Consider the following 21,271-nt stretch of genomic DNA (forward strand, 5'->3'; position numbering starts at 1 on the left):
CACACTGACACCATCGGCAACGTGTACGGACTCCCGGTCCCGGCCGTACAGTCTGTCTCCTGTCGTTCCGACCAGGTGGGAGGCCGATGTACCCGACCGTCGCCGAAGTGCTCGCGCTGCCGGTGCTGCGTCAGGGCAGGCCTCATGTGGTGGCGGGGGCGGCGGGGCTGGACGCGCCGGTCCGCTGGGCGCACGTCGCCGAAGTCGCGGACATCGCACCCTTGCTGCGGGGCGGGGAACTCGTGCTCACCACCGGGGTCGCGCTGCCCGACGACGGTGCCGCGCTCGCCCGGTACATCGCCGATCTGGCCGGTGTCGGAGTGGCCGGGGTCGTCGTCGAACTGGTCCGGCATTGGAGCGACCAGCTGCCGTCCGCACTGGTCGAGGCCGCGGACCAGCACGGTGTCCCACTGGTCACCCTTTCGCGGGAGACGCGCTTCGTGTCGGTCACCGAAGCGGTGAACGGGCTGATCGTCGACGCCCAGGTCGACGAACTACGGGCGGCGGAGCGGGTCCACGAGACGTTCACCGCGCTGACGATCGCGGGCGCCGAGCCGGGCGACATCCTGCGCGAGGTCGCGAGGCTCACCGAACATCCTGTCGTGCTGGAGACGCTGTCGCACGAGGTCCTCGCCTACGACACGGCGGGGGCCGACCCCGGCGAGTTGCTGCCCGGCTGGCCGTCGCGGTCGCGGCCGGTGCAGGTGGGCGAGCGGACCGGCTTCCACGCCGGCGCGGGCTGGCTGGTCACCGTGGTCGGCGCGCGGGGGCACGACTGGGGACGGCTGATCGTCGTGTGCGGGGATCCACCGTCGCGGCGGCACGTCGTGGTCGCCGAACGCGCCGCGTCCGCGCTCGCGGTCCACCGGCTCGTCGCGAAGGACACCGACAGCCTCGAACGCCAGGCGCACCGCGCGATCCTGACCGAACTCCTGGCGAACCCGGTGCCACCCGCCGAACTGACCGCGCGGGCCTCCGCGCTGGGCGTCCCGCTGACCGGGCGGCTGCTGGTCGGGGTCGCCGTACGGCCCAGGATCACCGCGACCACCAGTACCACGCAGTCGACTCCGGTGCTGCTGAGGGAACTCGCCGAAGCGACCGCGCTCGCCGCCCGGCGTGCCAAGGTGTCCGCGCTGGTGGCCACCGACGACACACTGGTACGCGCGCTGATCGCGCTCTCGCCGGAGGCGGGGGTCGACGCGGTCCTGCGGCGGCTGGCCACCGACGTCCACGAGGCTCGCTCCAGCGCACCCGCCGTGGTCGCGGTGGGGACCACGGGCACCGGACCCGCCGAGGCACGCCGGACACTCGTCGAAGCCGCCCAGGTCGCCGCCGCGGCACTCACCGCAAACGCCGAGCGGGTGCTCCACCGGCTCGACGACGTCCGCTTGCGCGGGCTGCTGCACCTGCTGGCGGGCGACGAACGGATCACCGCGTTCGCCGCTCGGGAACTCGGCCCGCTGCTGAGCCGCGACGCCGCACAGGGCAGCAGACTCATTCAGGCGTTGAGGCATTACTGCGAGCACGGGGGCAACAAATCGGCGGCCGCGGCGGCCGCGCACACCTCCCGCACCGCCTACTACCAGCAGCTCGCCCGGATCGAGCAGGTGCTCGGGGTGCGCCTGGAAGAGCCGGAATCGATGCTCTCCCTCTACGTCGCCTTGCTCGCCCACGACATTCGAGAAAGCGACGACCACACGACCGGGTGAGCAAATCTCACCCAAGCGTGGAACACAGTGACTGGGCCCCGTCTGCCGATAGAGATGGTATGGCTTTCTTCGAACCGATCGGCGCCTGCTTCCTCGCGCTCACCTGCCTGGCACCCGCGCAGCCCGCCGAATCCATGTTCCAGCTGACCAGCCACCACTCGAATGGCCGGATCGGCGTCGTTTCCCTCACCTGCCAGCCCACCGGCGGTTCACACCCCGACCGCGGTGACGCCTGCGCCAGCCTGTCCAAAGTGGACGGGAAGTTCGACAAGCTACGCGGGGAACCGCGCGCCTGCACTTTGGAGTACGCCCCGGTGGACGTCTCCGCGGTCGGCAAGTGGCGCGGCGAGCCGGTCACCTTCCGCACCTCCTACGCGAACCGCTGCGTCGCCGACGCCGATTCCGACGGCGTCTTCAGCTTCTGACCGGTGAGGAACAGCTGATCGCCAGGCCACCCCCTCGGTGGCCCGGCGATCGACCACCGCCTTGATCGCCCTCACCCCCAAGAGGGCGATCAAGGCCGTGGTGCCACGGCTCAGCGACGGGCCGGATAAGCGCATTCAGCCCTGCCCACCGTGGCAACGGGGGTCTGACGCGCGAGGGACCGGCTCAGGTTCCATTCGCGCCAATCATCTTCCGAGTTACCCGTCACGACCGGTCCGAGCACACAGGACCGCAAGGGTTCCGGCAGCCGTTCCGCCGCGGGGACGACGTCGGTGGAAAACCCTGACAGGTAGCGGGTGTCAAGCGTCTTGCCGGGTACGATCCGGTCGATGTTGCGATCGGCGATGAAGCGTTCCGGGTCCAGCACCGCCAGCCCCAGCAGGGCGGCGACGGCGGCGCCGATGGCCGCCCGCGGCAGCCACGCCGAACGCAACGGGACCAGGGATACCAGTACCAGCATGAAGATCACGCCGATCCAGAGTTCGCAGACCTCGACCAGCAGCCTCAGCACGGTGAACCCGTACGCCTGCTGATATGTCCACATGCGACTCAACGCCGACGCGACCAGCACCAGGCTGAGCACGCTCAGCACACCGAGCAGCCCACGCTGCCACCCCCGATCGGCCACCGAGGATTTCGGCGCCCACCGCAGCGCCGCGGCGACCAGCAGCAGGGTCAGCACGGTGATGGCGGACAGCTGCCAGAACCCGCTCCTGGCGTATTCGGCCGCCGTCAGGCCACTCGTACGCAGAACGTATTCGGTGCCTCCGAACAACACGACCAGCCGGACCACGACGAAGCTCGCGAACAGCAGCACCAGCACGCTCAGCGGCAGGGTCCATTCGAGCCGGTGCCCCAGTCGTTTGCGCGGCGCGTCGTCCTCGGCGGGCAACGGCGGCGCCGCCAGCAGGTAGCAGGCCCCGGCGACGGCGAACGCGGCAACGACGAACAGGAAACCCCAGCGCACGAAGGTTCCCGGGCTCAGCTCGGGGATCACCGTGTCGACGACGCTCGCGAACACGGCGTCCGCGCCGCGCAGCAGCGGGACGAACACCAGCAGCAGTCCGGCGCTCGCCAGCACCGGTACCAGGAACCTCGGCCTCGTGCGGCTTTCCGGCTTCTTACCGAGCTTCGCGAGTCCGCGCCCGATCCACGGGATCGACAGCAGCGCTTCGATCGGGACCGCGAAGACGTCGTAGATGATCGTGTTCACGGTGCGCTTCCCCACCACCGCGAGAGATCCCGCGACGCAGGCGGCCATCACGCACAGCACGTTCAGCCACACCGACGCCCGGAACGCGCCGACCGCGAGCAGCCCCAGCGCGGCCGCCGCCCACACCGCGTTGGCCAGGCGGAAGTGTGGTTCGGCGTCGCCACGAGACCGCTTGTCGGCGAAGTAAACGGCCACCGCGAAGGCCAGACCGGCCACGAACCACCCGGCTCCGGGATCGTCCGGCAGCGCGACGGCGGCGATCAACCCGGCCGCCACCGCCGCGGGCACGACCGAGCCGGGCAGCGGGACGATCGCCGACTTCGGCGGTACCGAGGGCCGCATCAGCACCGGCGCCGTCGGCGCGGACGGCAGGGTGGCCGTCGCCGCCGGCGGCGGCGACGCGTGCGCTTGCCGGTCGTCTTGTTCTTCGCTCATCGAACCTCCATTTGCAAAAGCAAATTTAGCTGACCAAAAAAGCTGAAGGGGCCTTTCCCCTCGTCTCACGCGGCGAAGGGCGCTTTCCCTGCATCACATGCGGGGAAAGTCCCCTTCAGCTCCGCCACGGCTAGGAACCGGGATTACGACGCGGATGACGCAGCCCGGCCGCTGTTCGGGGCTGACGACGGCGATGCTGCCGTCGTGGAGATCGACGACCCACCGCGCGATCGCGAGGCCGAGCCCGGTTCCCCCGCCGCCCGCGCGCTCGCCGCGGGTGAACCGTTCGAAGACGCTGTCACGCTCCCCCGGCGGGATTCCGGGGCCTTCGTCCTCGACCTCGATGACGACGTCGGCCTCGCGGGCCTCCGCCCGCACGCGGACCTCTCCGCCGGCCGGTCCGTGCCGGACGGCGTTGTCGAGCAGGTTCACCACGACCTGGTAAAGCCGGCCGCGGTCGGCGACGGCCATCGCGCCGGGTGGCTGGACGTCGACCGCGAACCGCACGCCGCGGCCGGTCGCGGTGACCCCCGCTTCGGCGGCGACCTCCTCCAGGAGCAGTTCGAGATCGAACTCCTCCAGCTGCAACGGGAACGCCCCCGCGTCGATCCGTGAAAGATCGAGGAGTTCCGAGACGAGCCTGCCGAGCCGTTCGGTCTGCTGCAGCGCGGTCTTCAGCGTCGCCGGATCGGGTTCGGCGACCCCGTCGACCAGGTTCTCCAGCACGCCGTTCAACGCGGTGATCGGCGTGCGGAGTTCGTGCGAGACGTTCGCGATCAGTTCGCGGCGGCGCTGGTCCGAGGCGTCGAGATCGGCGGCCATCTGATTGAAGGCGTGCGCCAGTTCGCCGACCTCGTCGCGGGCGGTCGCCCGGACCCGCCGCGTGTAGTCGCCCTTGGCCATCGACCTGGCGGCGGCGGTCATCTCGCGCAGCGGCCGGGTCATGCCGTGCGCCAGTATCTGCGAGGTGACCACGGCGAGCACCATCGCGGCCATCGTGGTCTTGGGCGGCAGCCAGCCGATCTGCCAGTTGAAGAAGGCGAACGCGATCCCGCCGGAGGACACCAGCAGGATCGCGAGCTTGAGCTTGATGGAACGGACCGGGTCGAGCGGTCGCGGGAGCGCGTCGACGATCCGGCCGAGCAGCGGGCGGAGCTTCACGATCCCACCTCCAGGGCGTATCCGACGCCGTGCACGGTGCGGATGAGATCCGCGCCCAGTTTGCGGCGCAGCGCCTTGATGTGACTGTCGACCGCGCGTGTGCCCGACCCCGTGCCCGCGACGTCCCAGTCCCAGACCTCGCTGAGCAGCCGTTCCCTCGGCTGCACCGCCCTCGGCCGCTTCGCGAAATGGACGAGGAGATCGAACTCGATCGGTGTCAGCTGGGCAGGCGTGCCCGCCCGCGTCACCCGCCGCTGTTCGACGTCGATTTCGAGGTCGCCGAGCACGATCTTCGTGTCCGCTTCGCCCACGTCGGCGCGGGCGGACCGGTCGACGCGGCGTAGCAGCGCGTGCACCCTGGCCGAGAGCACCCGCATGGAGAACGGCTTGGTGAGGTAGTCGTCCGCGCCGACACCGAGGCCGATCAGCATGTCCGTCTCGTCCGACCGGGCGGTCAGCATCAGCACCGGGACCGGACGGCGGGCCTGGATCCGGCGGCAGACCTCGAGCCCGTCGAACCCCGGCAGCATCACGTCGAGCACCACCAGGTCCGGCTCCCGCACGGTGTCCACCTCGACACCGGACGGGCCGTCGTGCGCCAGATCGACCGAGAATCCCTCGGCCCGCAGGCGCGCGGCGATGCTTTCGGCGATGGTCACGTCGTCCTCGACGACCAGCACCCGACGTCCTCCCAGTTCCATGGGGATGACTGTAAGCAGCGACCGTGGAGACCGTTCGGGTGAGCTGTGGAGATCCTGTGGAGATGTTTCGGCCCGTTTGCCTGATTGCTACGTCCGTGTGTGTGACGCAGGTCATGCACCAGGGGGACGGGAACGCAATCGACAGTCTGCGTTCCGACGCCATCAACGGTGAACAGTCTGCCAGTCCCACCCGCGCGGCGCGGGCGAGCACGATTCCGCAATGGAGCCGACGGCACGCGGAACCCAGCTCGTGCATCCTGATGGCCGGGTAGAACTCGGCGAGGTCGAGTCCTTGAGGGACAGCCGCTTCTACAACGAGGAACTCGCCCCGGTCCCGGTGGAGAAGCGGACCTGGACGACCTACAACTACTTCGCGTTGTGGATGGGGATGGCGCACAACATTCCCTCGTACGCGCTCGCCGCCTCCTTGATCGCCCTCGGCATGGATTGGGTCCAGGCGCTGATGACGATCACCATCGGCAACCTGGTCGTACTCGCCCCGATGCTGCTCAACAGCCACGCCGGGACGAAGTACGGCATCCCGTTCCCGGTGTTCGCCCGTGCCTTCTTCGGGATGCGCGGCGCGAATCTGGCGGCGTTGCTGCGGGCGTTCATCGCGTGCGGCTGGTTCGGCATCCAGACCTGGGTCGGGGGTGAGGCCGTCTACATCATCGTCGGGCGGCTGGCGGGCTCCGACTGGAAGGACTCCACCGTCGTCCTCGGCCAGCACTGGACGCTGTGGCTTTCGTTCGGCTTGTTCTGGCTGTTCCAGATGCTCATCATCTGGCGGGGGATGGAGGCGGTCCGCCGGTTCGAGAACTGGACGGCGCCGCTGGTCTCGGTCGGCTTCCTGATCCTGCTGGGCTACGTGCTGGTCAAGGCGGGCGGACTCGGCCCGATCCTGTCCGAACCCGGGAAACTCGGCTGGGGACCGGACTTCTGGAAGGTGTTCGCGCCGTCGCTGATGGCGATGATCGCGTTCTGGTCGACCCTTTCGCTCAACATGCCGGACTTCACCCGGTTCGGCGGCAGCCAGGGCAAGCAGGTCCGCGGCCAGATCTTCGGCCTGCCGACCACGATGACGTTCATCGCGATCGTGGCGATCCTGACCACCTCGGGCGGCAGTGTTCTCTACGGCGAACAGATCTGGGACCCGGCGAAACTGGCCGACCGCTTCGATTCCCCCGTGGTCGTCGTGGTCGCGTTGATCGCGCTGGTGCTGGCGACCGTCTCGGCGAACCTCGCGGCCAACGTGGTCAGCCCGTCCTACGACTTCTCCAACGCCTTCCCGAAGAAGATCACTTTCGCCGTCGGCGGGCTGATCACCGGGATCATCGGCATCGTCATCCAGCCGTGGCGGCTCTACTCCGATCCGAACATCTACATCTTCGCGTGGCTCGGCTTCTACGGCGGCCTGCTCGGGGCTGTCGCCGGGGTGCTCGTCGCCGGCTATTGGGTGGTCAAGCGTACTGAACTGAAACTGCGGGACCTCTACACCGAACGCGGCGTCTACTGGTTCAAGGGCGGCTGGAACTGGCGCGCGCTCGTCGCGACACTCGTCGGCGCCGTGCTTTCGGTCGGTGGCGCGTACGGCGGGCCGTTCCCCGCCGACGGGCTGATCCCGTTCCTGAAACCGCTCTACGACTACAACTGGGTCGTCGGACTGGCGGGCGCCTTCGTCGTCTACCTGCTGCTGGCCCTGCCCGAACACAACCGCACCGCCTATCCGAAGGAGGAAGCAAGTGAGCGACCTGGTCCGAGCCGGATTGATCCAGCAGCGGTGGACGGGTGACAAGGAGTCGATGATCAGAGGCGCGGTCGAAGCCATCGGCAAGGCCGCTTCGCAGGGCGCACAGGTGATTTGCCTGCAGGAGTTGTTCTACGGCCCCTATTTCTGCCAAGTGCAGGACACCGACTACTACTCCTACACCGAGGGCATCCCCGACGGGCCGACGACGAAGCTCATGCAGGAGGTCGCCGAACGCCACGGTGTCGTGCTGGTGGTTCCGATGTACGAGGTCGAGCAGCCCGGCGTGTACTACAACACCGCCGCGGTGATCGATGCCGACGGGACCTACCTCGGCAAGCACCGCAAGAACCACATCCCGCAGGTGAAAGGCTTCTGGGAGAAGTTCTACTTCCGGCCCGGGAACATGGGCTACCCGGTGTTCGACACCGCGGTCGGCCGCATCGGCGTCTACATCTGTTACGAGCGGCACTTCCCGGAGGGCTGGCGCGCGCTGGGCCTGGCCGGGGCGAAGATCGTGTTCAATCCGTCGGCGACCAGCCGGGGACTGTCGGAATACCTCTGGCGGCTGGAGCAGCCCGCGGCCGCCGTCGCGAACGAGTACTTCGTCGGCACGATCAACCGGGTCGGCGTGGAACCGCTGGGCGACAACGATTTCTACGGCCAGTCGTACTTCGCGGACCCACGCGGTCAGCTGATCGGCGAGGCCGCTTCCGACACCGAGGAGGAGATCGTCATCCGCGACCTCGACATGGTGAAACTCGCCGAGGTCCGCGATCTGTGGGCCTTCTACCGAGACCGCCGCCCCGACAGCTACGGACCCCTCGCGGAGGCGTGATGACCACCCTCATCAGCGGTGGGCAGGTACTCGGCACCGCGGGAGCGTCGGCCGCGGACGTCCTCGTCGACGGCGAGACGATCGTGGCCGTCGGCGCACCCGGAACTTTGGTCCCGGCCGACCACGTCATCGACGCCACCGGGAAGTACGTGCTGCCCGGCGGGATCGACGCGCACACCCATATGGAGATGCCGTTCGGCGGGACGCATTCCGTCGATTCCTTCGGCACCGGGACGACGGCGGCGGCGTGGGGTGGCACGACCACGATCATCGACTTCGCCGTCCAGGCCAAGGGAACCTCGCTGCTGTCCACTATGGACAAATGGCACGAGAAGGCCGATGGCAACTGCGCCGTCGACTACGGTTTCCACATGATCGTCTCCGACGTCGACGATTCGTCGCTGAAGGAGATGCAGGCCTGCGTCGACGGCGGGATCGGCAGTTTCAAGATGTTCATGGCGTATCCGGGAGTGTTCTACTCCACGGACGGCGAGATCCTGCTGGCCATGCAGAAGGCGCGCGAGATCGGCGCCACGATCATGATGCACGCGGAGAACGGCATCGCGATCGACCAGCTGGCCGCGCAGGCGTTCGCCGCCGGGAAGATCGACCCGGTGCACCACGGCCTCACCCGGCCGCCGGAACTGGAGGGCGAGGCGACCTCGCGCGCGATCCAGCTGGCCAAGGTGACCGGGGCGCCGCTGTACATCGTGCACCTCTCGGCGTCGCAGGCGCTGGCGGCGGTCGCGGAAGCACGCGACGACGGCCAGAACGTCTTCGCGGAGACGTGTCCTCAGTATCTCTATCTTTCCATCGAGGACTTGGCGAAACCGGATTTCGAAGGCTCGAAGTACGTCGCCTCTCCCCCGCTGCGCGAAAAATCGCATCAGGCGGACCTGTGGCGAGGACTACGCACGAACGATCTCTCGGTGGTGTCGACGGATCACTGCCCGTTCTGTTTCAAGGACCAGAAGGAACTCGGTCGCGGCGACTTCCGCGCGATCCCGAACGGGATCCCCGGCGTCGAGCACCGGATGGACCTGCTGCACCAGGGTGTCGTGGCGGGCGAACTCACCCTCGGCCGGTGGGTCGAGACCTGTTCGACCACCCCGGCGCGGATGTTCGGGCTTTATCCGCGCAAGGGTGTCATCGCGGCGGGTTCGGACGCGGACATCGTCATCTACGATCCCACGGCGAAACAGACCCTGTCGGTCGAGACGCACCACATGAACGTGGACTACTCGGCCTACGAAGGAATGGAGATCACCGGCAAGGTCGAGACCGTGCTCTCGCGTGGCCGCGTGGTGGTGTCGCCGTCGGGCTTCTCGGGCAGCACGACGCACGGGAAATTCCTCTCGCGCGACTTGAACCAGTACCTGAACTGAGGCGGTGGCCGGATGGACTTCGGAGTAGTTCTCCAGACCGACCCGCCCGCGCGCGACCTGGTCCGGCTGATGAAGGCAGCCGAGGACCAGGGTTTCCGCTACGGCTGGACGTTCGATTCGTGCGTGCTGTGGCAGGAACCGTTCGTCATCTACTCGCAGATTCTCGCGGCGACGTCGTCGATGATCGTGGGTCCGATGGTGACCAGCCCGGCCACCAGGGACTGGTCGGTGATGGCGTCGACCTTCGCCACGCTCAACGACATGTACGGCAACCGGACGGTGTGCGGGATCGGCCGCGGCGACTCGGCGCACCGGGTGGTCGGCATGGCACCGTCCACTCTGGCCACCGTGCGCGACTGCATGCACGTGGTCAAGGAGCTGGCCGAAGGCCGGGAAGTCCTGTTGCGGGACAAGCCGGTGCAGATCCCCTGGATCCGCAACGGCAGGCTCGAAATGTGGATGGCCGGGTACGGGCCGAAGGCGCTGAAGACGGTCGGTGAGCACGCCGACGGCTTCATCCTCCAGTGCGCGGATCCGGCGATCGCCCGGTGGACGATCGGTTCCGTCCGCGAGGCGGCCCGCGCGGCAGGCCGGGATCCCGGCGGGATCACGATCTGCCTCGCGGCACCGGCGTACGTCGGCGATGATCTGGCACACCAACGGGAACAGCTGCGCTGGTTCGGCGGGATGGTCGGCAACCACGTCGCGGATCTCGTGGCGCGCTACGGCGATTCCGGCCCGGTGCCCCGCGAGTTGACCGACTACATCCGCGAGCGGGAAGGGTACGACTACTCGCACCACGGGCGGGCCGGGAATCCGTCGACCGACTTCGTGCCGGACGCGATCGTCGACCGGTTCTGCCTGCTCGGGCCGTCGTCGGCGCACGTGGATCGGCTGGAGGAACTGGCTTCGCTCGGTGTGGACCAGTTCGCGCTGTACCTCATGCACGACCAGCGCGAAGAAACCCTGAAGCGCTACGGCTCGGAAATCGTCGGCCACTGACGACCTCCGCGATTAGTCCTCTTCTTGCGGTCCTTGCGCGTGCAACTATCGCAAGAAGAGGACTAATTGCGGGAGTCAGCCGCCGAACCAGGCGGCGAGGGCCTCGCGCAGACCGTCGGTGTCGACGTCCGACGCCCAGGCGATATAGCCGTCGGGGCGGATCAGGAGGACGTCGGCGAGCCGGTCCTCGGCCTTGGCGGTGTGGACGTCGACGCCTGCCGCTTCGGCGAGTCCGTGAAGTTCCGGCCGTCCGGCGAGGTCGAGCAGGACCGGCCGCGCCGAGCGCAGCAGCTCCCCGACGCTGGTAGTCCCTTCGTCGGTCTCCAGCGCGAGATCCGGAACGAAGGTGCCGGCGAGCGCGTGCCCGGAGCCGGGCATCGGATAACGCAGGTCGGACCCGGCGACATGGGAGGCCAGCCGTCGCGCGGCTTGCTCGTCGGCCAGCAGTTCCTGGAAAACCGTCCGGAGCGCTTCAGCGGCCTCGTCGTGCCCGCGCCGCAGCGCGACCTGAGCCTGGGACTGCAGCAGCGCACGGGCACCGGCGGCGTGCCGTTCCGCGTGGTAGGTGTCCAGCAGTCCTTCCGGAGCCCGGCCCTGGACCTCGGCGGCCAGTTTCCAGGCGAGGTTGACGGAGTCGGACATGCCGACGTTGATCGCCGTACCGGTGGACGGCAGCAGATGCGCCGCGTCACCCGCCAGCAGGATCCGTCCTTCGCGGTAGCGCTCCGCCTGGCGGGCGGAGAACTGGTAGCGCGAGAGCCGGACCGGGTCGCCCAGCGGGACGTCCCCGCCGAGCACGCGGCGGATGCTGTCCCCGAGTTCGGCCAGGGTCATCGGCACGTCGTCGTCGACCTCGCCGGGGTCGTCCTCGGTGGTCTGGATGAACAGGATCCCCGGCGTGAGCGAGCCGAGTGCGAACACGCCATTGTCGGTGCGGGTGAAGCCCGCCCTGATCCGGCCCAGCTCCGGCGTCTCGATGTCGCCGTCGTCGTGCACGGTCAGTCCTTCGGGGACACTGACCTGCCCGATCCGGTTGACCTCCGGATACGTGGTGCCGGGGAACGGGATCCCGGCCATCGACCGGAGGGAACTGCGTCCGCCGTCACAGCCCACGAGGTAGCGGGCGGTCACCTGGTACGGCCCGTCCGGACCGCGCACCTCGGCGGTCACCGACTCGTCGTCCTGGCTCACCCCGGTGACTTCGTGCCCGCGCCGCACCTCCGCGCCGAGCCCGGCGGCGTGTTCCTCCAGCAGCCGCTCCAGCATCGGCTGGCGCAGCGGGATCGCCTTCAGCGGCGGCTCCTCGAACCGGGTGAGGTCCACGTGCACCCCACCGAACGGGAACCGGTCGACCGGGGCGGGATCGGTGACGGCCTCCCGCACCCGGTCCAGCAGACCGCGGTACTTCAGCAGGTCCAGGATCTGTCCGCTGAGGCCGTGGGCCTTCGGTGTCTTCCCCTGTTCCGACCGCCGTTCCAGGACCAGTGGGGACACCCCGGCCAGCCGCAGCTCCGCGGCCAGCATCAGACCGGTCGGGCCCGCACCCACGATGATCACGTCGACGTCCGTCAAATCTTCACTCCTGTTCGGCCTGTGCTGGCTACAGCCGAAGATTCTGCGGCACCACCGGGGTCTTGCCGCAAGCCCCCCGGTGCGCTATATGTTGACCATGGAGGGGCTGGCCCCACCTTCTTCCCGGGTACGGGCACCAGGGATCGCGCGTCCGCGAGGCGAGACGCTGGCCGGGTGACCAGAATCCGCATCGCCGCTTTGATCACCCTCACCGCACTCGCCGCCGTCACGATCGCGCCCGCGGCTTCGGCCGCGCCGAAGGGCATCGCCTGGGGACCCTGTCCCGAAGGCTCGCCATCCGGTTACGACTGCGCCGAAGTCGAAGTCCCGTTGTCCTACCAGGCCCAGGGCGGCCCGCGGCTCACCATCGCGCTCGGCCGTCTTCCGGCCACGGACCAGAAACACAAACGAGGAACCCTCTTCACCAACCCGGGCGGCCCCGGGAACCCCGGCCGCTTCACCGAATTCCAGACCCCGACACTGCATCGGCAGTTCGACATCGTCGGTTTCGACCCACGTGGGGTCGGCGCCAGCACCCCGGTCCGTTGTTTCGCGAGCGACGCGGAAACCGAGCCGCTCAAACGGATTTTGGGCCAGTTCCCGATCACCACCGAGCAGGAGACGCGGCAGTTCGCCGACGTCCGTGCGGTCGCCGCCTCCTGCGGCCGCAACGCCGAGCCGCTGCTGAGTCACTTGTCGACCGCCAACGTCGCCCGGGATCTCGACAAGCTCCGTGAAGCCGCCGGTGAGCCCCGCCTGCGTTACTACGGCCCTTCGTACGGCACCTACCTCGGTGAGGTGTACGCCAACCTGTTCCCGCACCGCGTCGGGACCATGGCGCTCGACGCCGTCGACGATCCGATCGCCTGGTCCACGGGACACCGCCCGGAGGACGCGAACATCCCGTTCAGCGCCAGGCTCGGCGGCTTCCGGGACGCGGACCGCGCGTTGCAGGCGTTCCTCGACACGTGCGCGGCCGATGTCCGGTGCGCGTTCCGCGAACCCGGTACGGACCTGCGGGCCAAGTACGACGGCATACTCGACCGTCTCGAAGCCGCGCCAGGCGCGATCACCTACCAGGACGTCATCCGGCGCACCCACAACGCGTTGACCGACGAAGCGAACTCCCCCGCGTTGGCGGAATTCCTTCAGGCGGCGACGAAAGCTGCGTCGGCGAAGGCCACCGTTCGACTCCGCGTTGGACGGCGGCGGGACGATCTGTGCCGACACGACGAACCCTCGCGACCCGGCGGCCTGGCCGAAAGCGGCGCGCGCGGCCGACCGTGAGAGCCGCGGTTTCGGTTCCTACGACACCTATCTTTCGCTGCCGTGCGCCTTCTGGCCCGCCGCCGACCAGGCGCGCTACACGGGACCGTGGAACCCGGCCGACCGCTCCGATCCTGTTGCTGGCCAACGGAAAGGGCGACCCCGAGACGCCGTACGCCGGGGCGACACGGACCGAGCGCGTCCTCGGCAACGCCCGGCTCCTGACGTTGGACGCCTGGGGGCACGGCGCCGCGAACCGCAGTGCCTGTGTCGACGCGGCCCTCGACGCCTACCTGACCCACGGACGCCTTCCGGCACGCGGCACCGTCTGCTCCCCGGATCACGCGCCTTTCGACGCCAGGTAGTCCCTCGAGATCCGCTCGTCGGTGAGCCAGGCGGCGTAGAACAGTTCCCTGAAGGCGAAAGCCGAAGGCCAGACCGGGTAGACCGGCTCGCGATACAGAGAACGAGTGTCGTCACGTGGGGAGAGACCGTCGAACCGGGCCTGCCACGAGACGGCGGGCTCCTAGGCTGTGTCTCTCGAAGCGTGTTTTCGGATTTGCGGAGGCGGGCCGCGACATCAGCTGGTCTCTCACCAGCTGTATCAGCGGCCCGCCTCCACAAATCCGAGGCCTCCGGCCGAAAAAACGCCCTATTGTCGCGTGATCCTGCGGGTCTTACCCGTGATTGGACGGCGATCTCCGGAGATCGCCGTCCAATCACGGGTAACCGCCGTCTGATCACGCGAGATCGCCGTCCGAGGAACGAAACCAAACGTCAAGCAAGCAGGATCACGCGACACTAGAAGGTTGATTCCATGAAAATCACGTGAGGCACCGTGCTTGTCTAAAAAGGACGCTTTTCGAGTCAAATCGTCCGATCAGATGCCGTATGTTCGTATCGTCAAGGTAGCGAAGGCCTCCTTGCTTACCCTCAAGGTAGGCAAGGAGGCCTTCACGGCCATGTCGAGGCCTTGATGAGCCCTCGCAGACCCGGCAACGGGCAATCGAGGAACAATCGGGCATCGCACAACTAGTGTCCTTATGGACGGTCAAGGGAAGGATTCCTTCGCGGGGTTGCACTTCACGCGATCCTCACGGAATCAACCGTCTAGCCGACGAGCGCCTGATACACCAGGTTGCGCAGTTCGACGCGGATCGGATAGGAGGACGACGGCAGCAACTGGGTGAAGAACAGCACCGTGACGTCTTTGCCTGGATCGACCCAGAAGGCGGTGCTCGCCGCGCCGCCCCAGGCGAATTCCCCGGCGCTGGCGAGGGTTTTGGCCTTCACCGGGTCGTCGAGCACGGAAAAACCCAGTCCGAAGCCGAAACCGTGGTACGGCGCCTCGGAGAACGCGGCACGTCCGTAGGTCTCCAGATCCACTCCGCCCGGCAGGTGGTTGCTCGCCATGACCTCCACCGTGCGCGAACCGAGCAACCGGACACCGTCGAGTTCACCGCCTCGCACCAGCATCTGCGTGAAGCGGTGGTAATCGCCCGCCGTCGAGACCAGACCACCACCGCCCGAGAGACACGTGGGCTCGACGCGGCCGACGGCGCCCATCTCGTCGTGGCGCAGCGGCGCCTTCGTCTTCGGATGGGGCACGTAGAGCGCGGCCAGCCTGTCGAGCACGCCGGGATCGGCTTGGAAACCCGTCTCGCTCATGCCGAGCGGGGTGAAGATCCGCTCGGTGAAGAAGGTGTCGAGGGATTGACCGGAGACGACCTCGATGAGCCTGCCGAGGATGTCCGTCGCGACCGAATAGTTCCATTCCGAACCTGGCTGGAACAGCAGCGGCTGCCGCGCGATCGCCTCGGAGACACCGGCGAGATCGAACCCTGGCGCGGTGCCCCAGTCGAATCCGGCCTCGCGGTAGAGCGCGTCGACCGGATGCGTGCGGTGGAACCCGTAGGTCAAGCCCGCGGTGTGGGTGAGCAGATGCCAGAGCCGGATCGGCTCCGTGGCGGGCTCGGTCGCCATCCGAACGGGCGAGCCCGTCGTGAAGACTCGCGGTTCCGCGAATTCCGGGAGCCAGCGAGAAATCGGGTCCCGGAGGTCGATGAGCCCCTCTTCGACGAGCATCATCGCGGCGACCGAGGTGATCGGCTTCGTCATCGAGTAGACGCGCCAGATCGTGTCGGTCTCCACCGGAAGCCCGGCCTCGATGTCGCGCAACCCGTTCGACGCGAGATGCGCGACCTTCCCGTTCCTGGTCACCACGGCCAGATACCCGGGGAGCAGAGTTCGCTCCAGGTATCCGTCGAAGTGCCTGTCGATCCGTCGCAACCGCTCCGCGTCGAAACCCACCTCGGCCGGGTCGACGTCCACCTTCAGCTCGATCATGCGACCGAGGTTACGCGTTCCGCTCGGCCCGCTTCTCCACTCGCCACACCTCGTCGGTCGTCCCGAACCGCCAGTATCCGGAGATCGACAGCAGGTCGCGCCGCATCCCCCGGTCGTCCAGCAGGTGCCGCCGCAAATCACGGACGAACCCGGCCTCGCCGTGGACGAACGCCTGCACTACGCCGTCACGCCAGTCGAGCGCGCGGACGGCGGCGGCGAGATCGTCGCCCTTGCTCCGGTACAGCCAGGTGATCCGGGTGTCGGCCTTGGTGGTCAACGACTGCTCTTCGGCGACGTCCTCCACGAGGATGAAAGCGTGCACGGGGACGCCCGCCGGCATCGCCTCGAGTGACGCGGCGATCGCCGGCAGGGCGCTCTCGTCCCCAGCGAGCAGATGCCAATCGGCTTCGTCGCCCGGCGCGTACGCCCCGCCGGGACCGGAGACCAGCAGTTCGTCACCGGGTTGCGCGGCCGCGGCCCACGGTCCGGCGATGCCCTCGTCACCGTGGTGGACGAAGTCGAGCACCAGTTCGCCGAGATCCCGGTCGAAGGCCCGGACGGTGTAGGAGCGCATCCGCGGCCACTGCTCACGCGGCAGTTCTTCACGGACCCGCGCCAGGTCGAACGGCTCGGGATAGGTCACGCCGGGCACCCGGAAGTGCACCTTGACGTAGGCGTCGGTGAATTCGTTGGGCTGGAACGAGGCGATCTCTTCGCCCCCAGCGACGATCCGGACCATATGCGGGGTGATCCGCTCGGTGCGCAGCACCCGCAACCGGGTCGCCGACGCCGGCTTACGCGCCTCGGCCATCCACGATTCCTTTCCTGGGTTAGGTGAACCTAACCGAGCGTACGCTCTTCCCCGCCCACCAGGGTGAGGTCTCCCATCATCCGATCAAGACCCTCCCTGGTCCGTTCGGCGAATCCGAGGAAGAACCGGTTGGCCAACGGAACCGCCCACCGGCCCCGGGAAGCGACGTTGTACACCCGATGGGTCACCCGCGCCCCGGCCGGATCCTCCTCGACGGTGTACTCGCCGCGGTACCACCAACCGCCCTGCTGGGCGACGAAGCGACGTTCGGCGTCGACCTCGAAACGCGGGTTGTACGGCTGCTCCCGAAGAATCCCCGCAATACGGGCGAAGACCTCGTCGGCAGGCGCGGGCACCACGGCCGCCACCTCGACCAGCGGCTTCACGCCGCGCTCGCGGCCGGATTACTCACCCTGGTGTTCTGGAAGGACGCGACGCGCCAGCCTTCGGATTCCTCCACCAGCACGTACGTCAGCGTCGATTCCCGGCCCGGTTCGGGCTTGCCGCCCGCCAGTGACGATCCGCCGCCGGACACGACGATGGCGACATCCGGCCGGATGAACCGGACCTTGGGCTCACCACTCCCGGCCACCAGCTTCGCCCCCTTCAGCAGCCCTTCGAACAGGGATCGGTGCGCGCTTTCGATGACCGCGCGGCCCGGCATGGTCATTCCGAAGAACGTCACGTAGTCGGCGTCCTCGGTGAACAACCGCGCATACGCGGCCGCGTCGCCGTCGTTCCACGCGTCGGCGAGACGGCCCAGCACGGCCAGGACTTCGGTCTTTCGTTCGGTCATGATGCCCTCCAGTTAGACGAACAGCGTTCGTTCTACGAACACCGTTCTACAGACGAACGGCGTTCGCGTCAAGTAGAGTTCCCGGCGAACCCCGGAACAGGAGGCGAACGAAGTGAGCAGGCCCCGGCGTCGCGCCGAGAAACCCGTGCTGTCCCAGGAGCTCGTGGTGAAGACGGCACTGGACCTTCTCGCCACCGAAGGGCTGGAGGCGGTGAGCATGCGGCGCGTGGCCCAGACGCTGGAAACCGGCCCCGCCTCGCTCTACGCCCACGTCGCGAACAAGGAAGAGCTCCACGAGCTGATGGTCGACCACGTCCTCGACTTCGGCCCGATCCCCGAACCCGACGGGAGCCGATGGGTGGAGCAGGCGAAGGAGTTGCTGCGACAGAACGTCCGCGCGCTGACGGCGTTCCCCGGGATCGCGAAGATCGCGTGGGCCATCCCGGTACCGACCGGCGCGAACGCGTTGCACCAGGCGGAGGCGATGCTCGCGATCCTGCGCGCCGGCGGCCTCGATCTGAAGCAGGCACTCTTCGCCGCCGACGCGTTATGGCTCTACACCAAGGCTTACGCCTACGAAGGCGCCGGCTGGCAGTACGGCGACATCGACATCACCATGCAGGAAGAACGCGGCAAGCAGATGTTGGAGTACATGACGTCGTTCCCGCCCGCCACTTTCCCGAATCTGCTCGGCTCGGGCGAGTACTTCAACGCGGAGACCGCGCAGGAACGGTTCGAGTTCGCCATCGACCTGTTCCTCGTCGGCCTGACACGGGTCGCTAGTGGTAAAGACGGTGATTGAGAGGTAGGGCAGAGGTGGCATCGGGGTGAGGGGCTGCGTGGATTTGGGTCATCTGATGTCCCCAAATCCACACCGTGAGGGTCGCGGTGCGGCAGCGGGACCGGTCGCTGCCTTACCACTCACGAGAGCAGCGCGGCCGCGTACTGCGGCACCAGCCGAGCTCCGAGCGAGGACTTCACCTCGGACATCTTCTTGCCGAAGACCACCTCGTGCCGCCCTGCTTCCACCGCCCAGCGCACGGCCTCGCCGTAGAAGTGGAAGTACAGGTTGGGCCGTCCGCCCAGTTCCGTCGGCAGCGCCGCCCAATGCCGGGCGATCGGCCGGGTCGGGTGATCGAGGATGGTCGCGATGGCGAGCAAGCGGCCCGTGGCGCTCTCGCGGTACTCGACGACGCGCACGTCCGGTTGCCGCAGCAGGGCGCTCACGTAGCCCACGAACGCCGGGAGCGGCACGATCGGCACGTCATGGTGCTTGGTTCCGTTGTACCGCAGCAATTCCGCGATCCCGACCGGGTCGGCGCCGTCACCGGACAGTATCCGCACCCCGATCGAAGGATCGGCCTCGATGGTACGGAAGATCTTGCGCAGGTTCTGTTTCCGCTTCCTGGCCAGCGAATACATCCAGTCGTCCCGGCTCGAGAACGGCGAGACATCGAGCACGGCGACGTCCTCGGTCCGGCGCACCACCTTCAGCCCACCCCGCACACTGTCCACTCCGGACTCGCCGACCTGCCGGATCAACATCCCCCGCAACCCGGAACCAAGTTCGGCGCGCATCGCCGGGACGAACGAGTCGAGCAGGCGGCCGACACCGCCGTCGCTGTCTTCGCCGTCGAACCACCAGCCCGGGATCGCCCCCGAACCTGGCGATCGGACGTCGAGTCCGCCGAGCCTTCCGCGGCCCGAGGCCCGGGCGAACCGGTACCGCCGAGTGAGGCCCGTGACCCACGCGCAGCTGACCACACCGCACGGCTCGCCGCGTTCGAGCAGCACGGCGACCGGTTGCTCGGTCCGCGCGGCCCATGCCTGGGTGGTGAGCACCTCCCAGCTCCAGTCCGCGCGCAGACCCGCCTTGGCCCGCAGCGAATCCCAATACGCCGGCTCGGCGTCACGCCGGGGGTCGAGTACCTCGATCACCATCGCGTCACCGGTCTCGCCGCGATGACACCGAACAGCGGCACCGGCTGGAATCCCAGCGTGGCCTTGAGGTCGGTCAGCCCCCGCCCCATCGACAGCGACTTCCGGTTGCCCTCGATCATGTACCGCACGTTCCGCACGACGGCTTCGAAATAGAGGTGCTTCGGCCGTCCCTCTTCCGGAGCCATCGCGGCCCAGTGCTGGTGCAGTGGCGCCACCGGGTGGTCGAGGACGTTGGTGAACGCGAGCAGCCGCCCGGCGCCGTCGTGGTAGGTCGAGGTGATCACGTCCGGCCTGCGCACGAGTTCGCCGAGGTATTCGGCGGTGACCGGGCCGCGCTGGTCGAACTTCACCGGTCCCATCCGCGCCCGGTGCTCACGCAGCAGGGTGGCGAGTTCGAGAGCGTCAAGGTCGGTGCGGGCGGCTTCGGTCCGGACGACCACGTCCGGGTCGGCGGCGATCTTCTTCGACTGGCCGCGCAGGCTCAGCCGCCTGCTCCGGCGCAGGGACGCCAGCCAGCCCTCGACGTCGACGAACCGGTTCTCCAGCACCGAAGTCGGCATCGTGTCGCGCACCGGCCTGCCCCGCCCCGTCAGCATGTCGAGCGACTCCGGTGGCACCGTGCGGTAGACGACGCCGAGGCAGCCGGGTCCGGTGAAGCGGCAGACGGCCCGCTCGAACCGTCGCATGATCTCCCGCCGGTCCGCGGCGTCGATCCCGTCCGCGAACAACCACGGCGGGTACCCGGAAAGCCACGCGTGCTGCACCTCCACCCAGCGCGGCCCCAGCCTCGCCTTCCCGTGCACCGCACCCGGCCGATCCGTGGAGCCGGGAGAACACAGCATCGCCAGCACCGCGGCGACCGGTTTGCCCCCATCGGTGATCACGGTGAGCACGGTGGGGCTGCGTGAGAACCGCGACTCCACCCGGAGCAGGTGGTAGTCCCACGGGACCGGGGCCTGTTGCGCGACCAGGAATCGGGCCCAGTCCTCGGGTTCGGGATCGATCCGCGGATCGAGCACCCGCACCTGCCAGGTCATCGGCCCAGCACCGGTCTCGGGACGGCGACCGACACCAGGGCGCGGGTGCCGAAGCCGAGCGCGGCCTTGTCGGCCAGCATCGCCCGGCCGGCGGTCAGTTCGGGGCGCCGGTTGACGATCATGTGCTCCACTCCCCTGGCGTAGAAGTCGACATAGAGGCCTTTCCTTCCGCCGCCCGCGCTCGGCAGTGCGGCCCACTGGTGCAGCGCGCACCCTTCCTCGGCGTCGAACAGCGTGCCGAAACCCAGCAGCCGCCCGGATCCGTCGCGATAGGTAAGGGTGACCACGTCCGGACGGCGCACGAGAGCGTCCAGATAGGACGGTGCGATCGGGCTCCGGGTGTCCATGTGCAGCCCGCCGATCCGGGAGCGCTGCCCCTCCGCCCATGCCCGGTCGTCCTGCCGGGCACGATGCGCGTTGAGCAGCGCGGAAAGTTCGTGGACGTCCAGGTCCCGGCGAGCGGGCGCCACCTCGGTGCGCAGGTCTTCGTCCACGCGCAGGCCGCGCAGAGTCTCCCGGGGCTCGTCGCCGAGCCCTCGCTCCCAATCGTCCACAGTGGAGTAGGTGTTGAGCAGCACGGCCGCCGGGTCGATCTCGCGGGACACCCGGCCACGACCCTCCATGGCGGGGAGGAGTTCCGGGTTCATCGCGCGGTAGATCACACCCAGCAGCCCCGGACCGAGGTGTGTGCGGAGCGCCTGCTCGAACCGGCGGATCGCCTGTCGCCGCTCAGCGTCGTCCAGCCGCTCGTCGAGCACACAGGCCGGGTACCCGCTGAGCTGCCAGAGGTAGGCCTCGGCCCAGCGCGGACGGAACCGGCCACCGAAATCGGACATCGGGGCGAAGTCGGTGGCCCGCCAGCTACGG

At 68.3% G+C, this 21,271-nt stretch carries 20 protein-coding genes; 9 read left to right on the forward strand and 11 right to left on the reverse strand.

The features are described from left to right. Positions 1–86 precede the first annotated feature (86 nt). The gene (locus ACM6LR_RS28505; RefSeq protein ID WP_414940503.1) at positions 87–1,709 is read left to right on the forward strand and encodes a PucR family transcriptional regulator; all 1,623 of its coding nucleotides are present in this window, start codon (positions 87–89) and stop codon (positions 1,707–1,709) included. Between the two features lie 59 nt (positions 1,710–1,768). After that, positions 1,769–2,134, forward strand: coding sequence for an SSI family serine proteinase inhibitor (locus ACM6LR_RS28510; RefSeq protein ID WP_414940504.1), 366 nt, complete (start codon positions 1,769–1,771; stop codon positions 2,132–2,134). Between the two features lie 110 nt (positions 2,135–2,244). On the opposite strand, the gene ACM6LR_RS28515 is transcribed toward ACM6LR_RS28510, so the two are convergent. The 3 genes from ACM6LR_RS28515 to ACM6LR_RS28525 all read right to left on the reverse strand — a co-directional run bounded on the left by ACM6LR_RS28515 (position 2,245) and on the right by ACM6LR_RS28525 (position 5,642). Further along, entirely contained in the window at positions 2,245–3,801 is a 1,557-nt protein-coding gene (locus ACM6LR_RS28515) for a DUF4153 domain-containing protein (RefSeq protein ID WP_414940505.1), read from the reverse strand. Positions 3,802–3,894: 93 nt separating this feature from the next. Continuing rightward, positions 3,895–4,962, reverse strand: a complete 1,068-nt coding sequence (locus tag ACM6LR_RS28520) for an ATP-binding protein (protein WP_414940506.1) — start codon at positions 4,960–4,962, stop codon at positions 3,895–3,897. Beyond that, entirely contained in the window at positions 4,959–5,642 is a 684-nt protein-coding gene (locus ACM6LR_RS28525; protein ID WP_414940698.1) for a response regulator transcription factor, read from the reverse strand. The genes ACM6LR_RS28520 and ACM6LR_RS28525 overlap by 4 nt, the downstream gene beginning before the upstream one ends. 241 nt (positions 5,643–5,883) lie before the next feature. Between ACM6LR_RS28525 and ACM6LR_RS28530 the strand changes: the two genes are divergently transcribed. Genes ACM6LR_RS28530 through ACM6LR_RS28545 form a run of 4 tightly spaced genes read left to right on the forward strand, consistent with a single transcriptional unit; the run spans position 5,884 to position 10,635 of the window. Continuing rightward, positions 5,884–7,455 (forward strand): NCS1 family nucleobase:cation symporter-1, encoded by a 1,572-nt coding sequence (locus ACM6LR_RS28530; protein ID WP_414944916.1) that lies wholly within the window; start codon positions 5,884–5,886, stop codon positions 7,453–7,455. After that, on the forward strand, positions 7,406–8,248 hold the full coding sequence (locus ACM6LR_RS28535; protein WP_414940508.1) for a nitrilase-related carbon-nitrogen hydrolase: 843 nt from the start codon (positions 7,406–7,408) through the stop codon (positions 8,246–8,248). Before ACM6LR_RS28530 ends, ACM6LR_RS28535 begins: the two co-directional genes overlap by 50 nt. Further along, on the forward strand, positions 8,248–9,633 hold the full coding sequence (hydA, locus tag ACM6LR_RS28540) for a dihydropyrimidinase (RefSeq protein WP_414940509.1): 1,386 nt from the start codon (positions 8,248–8,250) through the stop codon (positions 9,631–9,633). The genes ACM6LR_RS28535 and hydA overlap by 1 nt, the downstream gene beginning before the upstream one ends. A gap of 12 nt (positions 9,634–9,645) precedes the next feature. Then, a complete protein-coding gene (locus ACM6LR_RS28545) occupies positions 9,646–10,635 on the forward strand; it encodes a TIGR03842 family LLM class F420-dependent oxidoreductase (RefSeq protein ID WP_414940510.1) in 990 nt (329 codons plus the stop codon). Between the two features lie 75 nt (positions 10,636–10,710). On the opposite strand, the gene ACM6LR_RS28550 is transcribed toward ACM6LR_RS28545, so the two are convergent. After that, positions 10,711–12,207, reverse strand: coding sequence for an FAD-dependent monooxygenase (locus ACM6LR_RS28550; protein WP_414944917.1), 1,497 nt, complete (start codon positions 12,205–12,207; stop codon positions 10,711–10,713). 174 nt (positions 12,208–12,381) lie between these two features. On the opposite strand from ACM6LR_RS28550, the gene ACM6LR_RS28555 reads away from it, so the two are divergent. Both ACM6LR_RS28555 and ACM6LR_RS28560 read left to right on the forward strand, forming a co-directional pair. Next, positions 12,382–13,494, forward strand: coding sequence for an alpha/beta fold hydrolase (locus ACM6LR_RS28555; RefSeq protein WP_414944918.1), 1,113 nt, complete (start codon positions 12,382–12,384; stop codon positions 13,492–13,494). Positions 13,495–13,610: 116 nt separating this feature from the next. Beyond that, a complete protein-coding gene (locus ACM6LR_RS28560; RefSeq protein ID WP_414944919.1) occupies positions 13,611–13,838 on the forward strand; it encodes an alpha/beta hydrolase in 228 nt (75 codons plus the stop codon). Positions 13,839–14,583: 745 nt separating this feature from the next. On the opposite strand, the gene ACM6LR_RS28565 is transcribed toward ACM6LR_RS28560, so the two are convergent. From ACM6LR_RS28565 to ACM6LR_RS28580, 4 genes are read right to left on the reverse strand one after another with little or no spacing between them, the layout of a single operon-like run. Next, on the reverse strand, positions 14,584–15,819 hold the full coding sequence (locus tag ACM6LR_RS28565) for a serine hydrolase domain-containing protein (protein ID WP_414940514.1): 1,236 nt from the start codon (positions 15,817–15,819) through the stop codon (positions 14,584–14,586). Positions 15,820–15,829: 10 nt separating this feature from the next. Next, positions 15,830–16,630, reverse strand: coding sequence for a siderophore-interacting protein (locus ACM6LR_RS28570; RefSeq protein ID WP_414940515.1), 801 nt, complete (start codon positions 16,628–16,630; stop codon positions 15,830–15,832). Positions 16,631–16,659: 29 nt separating this feature from the next. Continuing rightward, on the reverse strand, positions 16,660–17,016 hold the full coding sequence (locus tag ACM6LR_RS28575; protein WP_414940516.1) for a hypothetical protein: 357 nt from the start codon (positions 17,014–17,016) through the stop codon (positions 16,660–16,662). Then, positions 17,013–17,426, reverse strand: a complete 414-nt coding sequence (locus ACM6LR_RS28580) for an SgcJ/EcaC family oxidoreductase (protein WP_414940517.1) — start codon at positions 17,424–17,426, stop codon at positions 17,013–17,015. Before ACM6LR_RS28580 ends, ACM6LR_RS28575 begins: the two co-directional genes overlap by 4 nt. A 112-nt stretch (positions 17,427–17,538) precedes the next feature. Between ACM6LR_RS28580 and ACM6LR_RS28585 the strand changes: the two genes are divergently transcribed. Next, complete coding sequence (locus tag ACM6LR_RS28585; protein ID WP_414944920.1) at positions 17,539–18,228, forward strand: TetR/AcrR family transcriptional regulator; 690 nt, start codon at positions 17,539–17,541, stop codon at positions 18,226–18,228. 119 nt (positions 18,229–18,347) lie between these two features. Here ACM6LR_RS28585 and ACM6LR_RS28590 read toward each other — a convergent pair whose 3' ends face one another. Genes ACM6LR_RS28590 through ACM6LR_RS28600 form a run of 3 tightly spaced genes read right to left on the reverse strand, consistent with a single transcriptional unit; the run spans position 18,348 to position 21,240 of the window. Next, complete coding sequence (locus ACM6LR_RS28590) at positions 18,348–19,367, reverse strand: GNAT family N-acetyltransferase (protein ID WP_414940519.1); 1,020 nt, start codon at positions 19,365–19,367, stop codon at positions 18,348–18,350. After that, a complete protein-coding gene (locus ACM6LR_RS28595; RefSeq protein ID WP_414940520.1) occupies positions 19,361–20,404 on the reverse strand; it encodes a GNAT family N-acetyltransferase in 1,044 nt (347 codons plus the stop codon). Before ACM6LR_RS28595 ends, ACM6LR_RS28590 begins: the two co-directional genes overlap by 7 nt. Then, a complete protein-coding gene (locus ACM6LR_RS28600) occupies positions 20,401–21,240 on the reverse strand; it encodes a hypothetical protein (protein WP_414944921.1) in 840 nt (279 codons plus the stop codon). The genes ACM6LR_RS28595 and ACM6LR_RS28600 overlap by 4 nt, the downstream gene beginning before the upstream one ends. Between the last annotated feature and the right edge of the window lie 31 nt (positions 21,241–21,271).

The organism is Amycolatopsis sp. cmx-11-32, from assembly GCF_047608695.1.
GTDB lineage: Bacteria > Actinomycetota > Actinomycetes > Mycobacteriales > Pseudonocardiaceae > Amycolatopsis.

Bases quoted from the DNA above. Each gene is read 5' to 3' on its own strand.
- ACM6LR_RS28505 (WP_414940503.1), top strand. From the start codon at position 87: ATGTACCCGACCGTCGCCGAAGTGCTCGCGCTGCCGGTGCTGCGTCAG.
- ACM6LR_RS28510 (WP_414940504.1), top strand. From the start codon at position 1,769: ATGGCTTTCTTCGAACCGATCGGCGCCTGCTTCCTCGCGCTCACCTGC.
- ACM6LR_RS28515 (WP_414940505.1), bottom strand. From the start codon at position 3,801: ATGAGCGAAGAACAAGACGACCGGCAAGCGCACGCGTCGCCGCCGCCG.
- ACM6LR_RS28530 (WP_414944916.1), top strand. From the start codon at position 5,884: ATGGAGCCGACGGCACGCGGAACCCAGCTCGTGCATCCTGATGGCCGG.
- hydA (WP_414940509.1), top strand. From the start codon at position 8,248: ATGACCACCCTCATCAGCGGTGGGCAGGTACTCGGCACCGCGGGAGCG.
- ACM6LR_RS28545 (WP_414940510.1), top strand. From the start codon at position 9,646: ATGGACTTCGGAGTAGTTCTCCAGACCGACCCGCCCGCGCGCGACCTG.
- ACM6LR_RS28565 (WP_414940514.1), bottom strand. From the start codon at position 15,819: ATGATCGAGCTGAAGGTGGACGTCGACCCGGCCGAGGTGGGTTTCGAC.
- ACM6LR_RS28570 (WP_414940515.1), bottom strand. From the start codon at position 16,630: ATGGCCGAGGCGCGTAAGCCGGCGTCGGCGACCCGGTTGCGGGTGCTG.
- ACM6LR_RS28580 (WP_414940517.1), bottom strand. From the start codon at position 17,426: ATGACCGAACGAAAGACCGAAGTCCTGGCCGTGCTGGGCCGTCTCGCC.
- ACM6LR_RS28590 (WP_414940519.1), bottom strand. From the start codon at position 19,367: ATGGTGATCGAGGTACTCGACCCCCGGCGTGACGCCGAGCCGGCGTAT.
- ACM6LR_RS28595 (WP_414940520.1), bottom strand. From the start codon at position 20,404: ATGACCTGGCAGGTGCGGGTGCTCGATCCGCGGATCGATCCCGAACCC.
- ACM6LR_RS28600 (WP_414944921.1), bottom strand. From the start codon at position 21,240: ATGTCCGATTTCGGTGGCCGGTTCCGTCCGCGCTGGGCCGAGGCCTAC.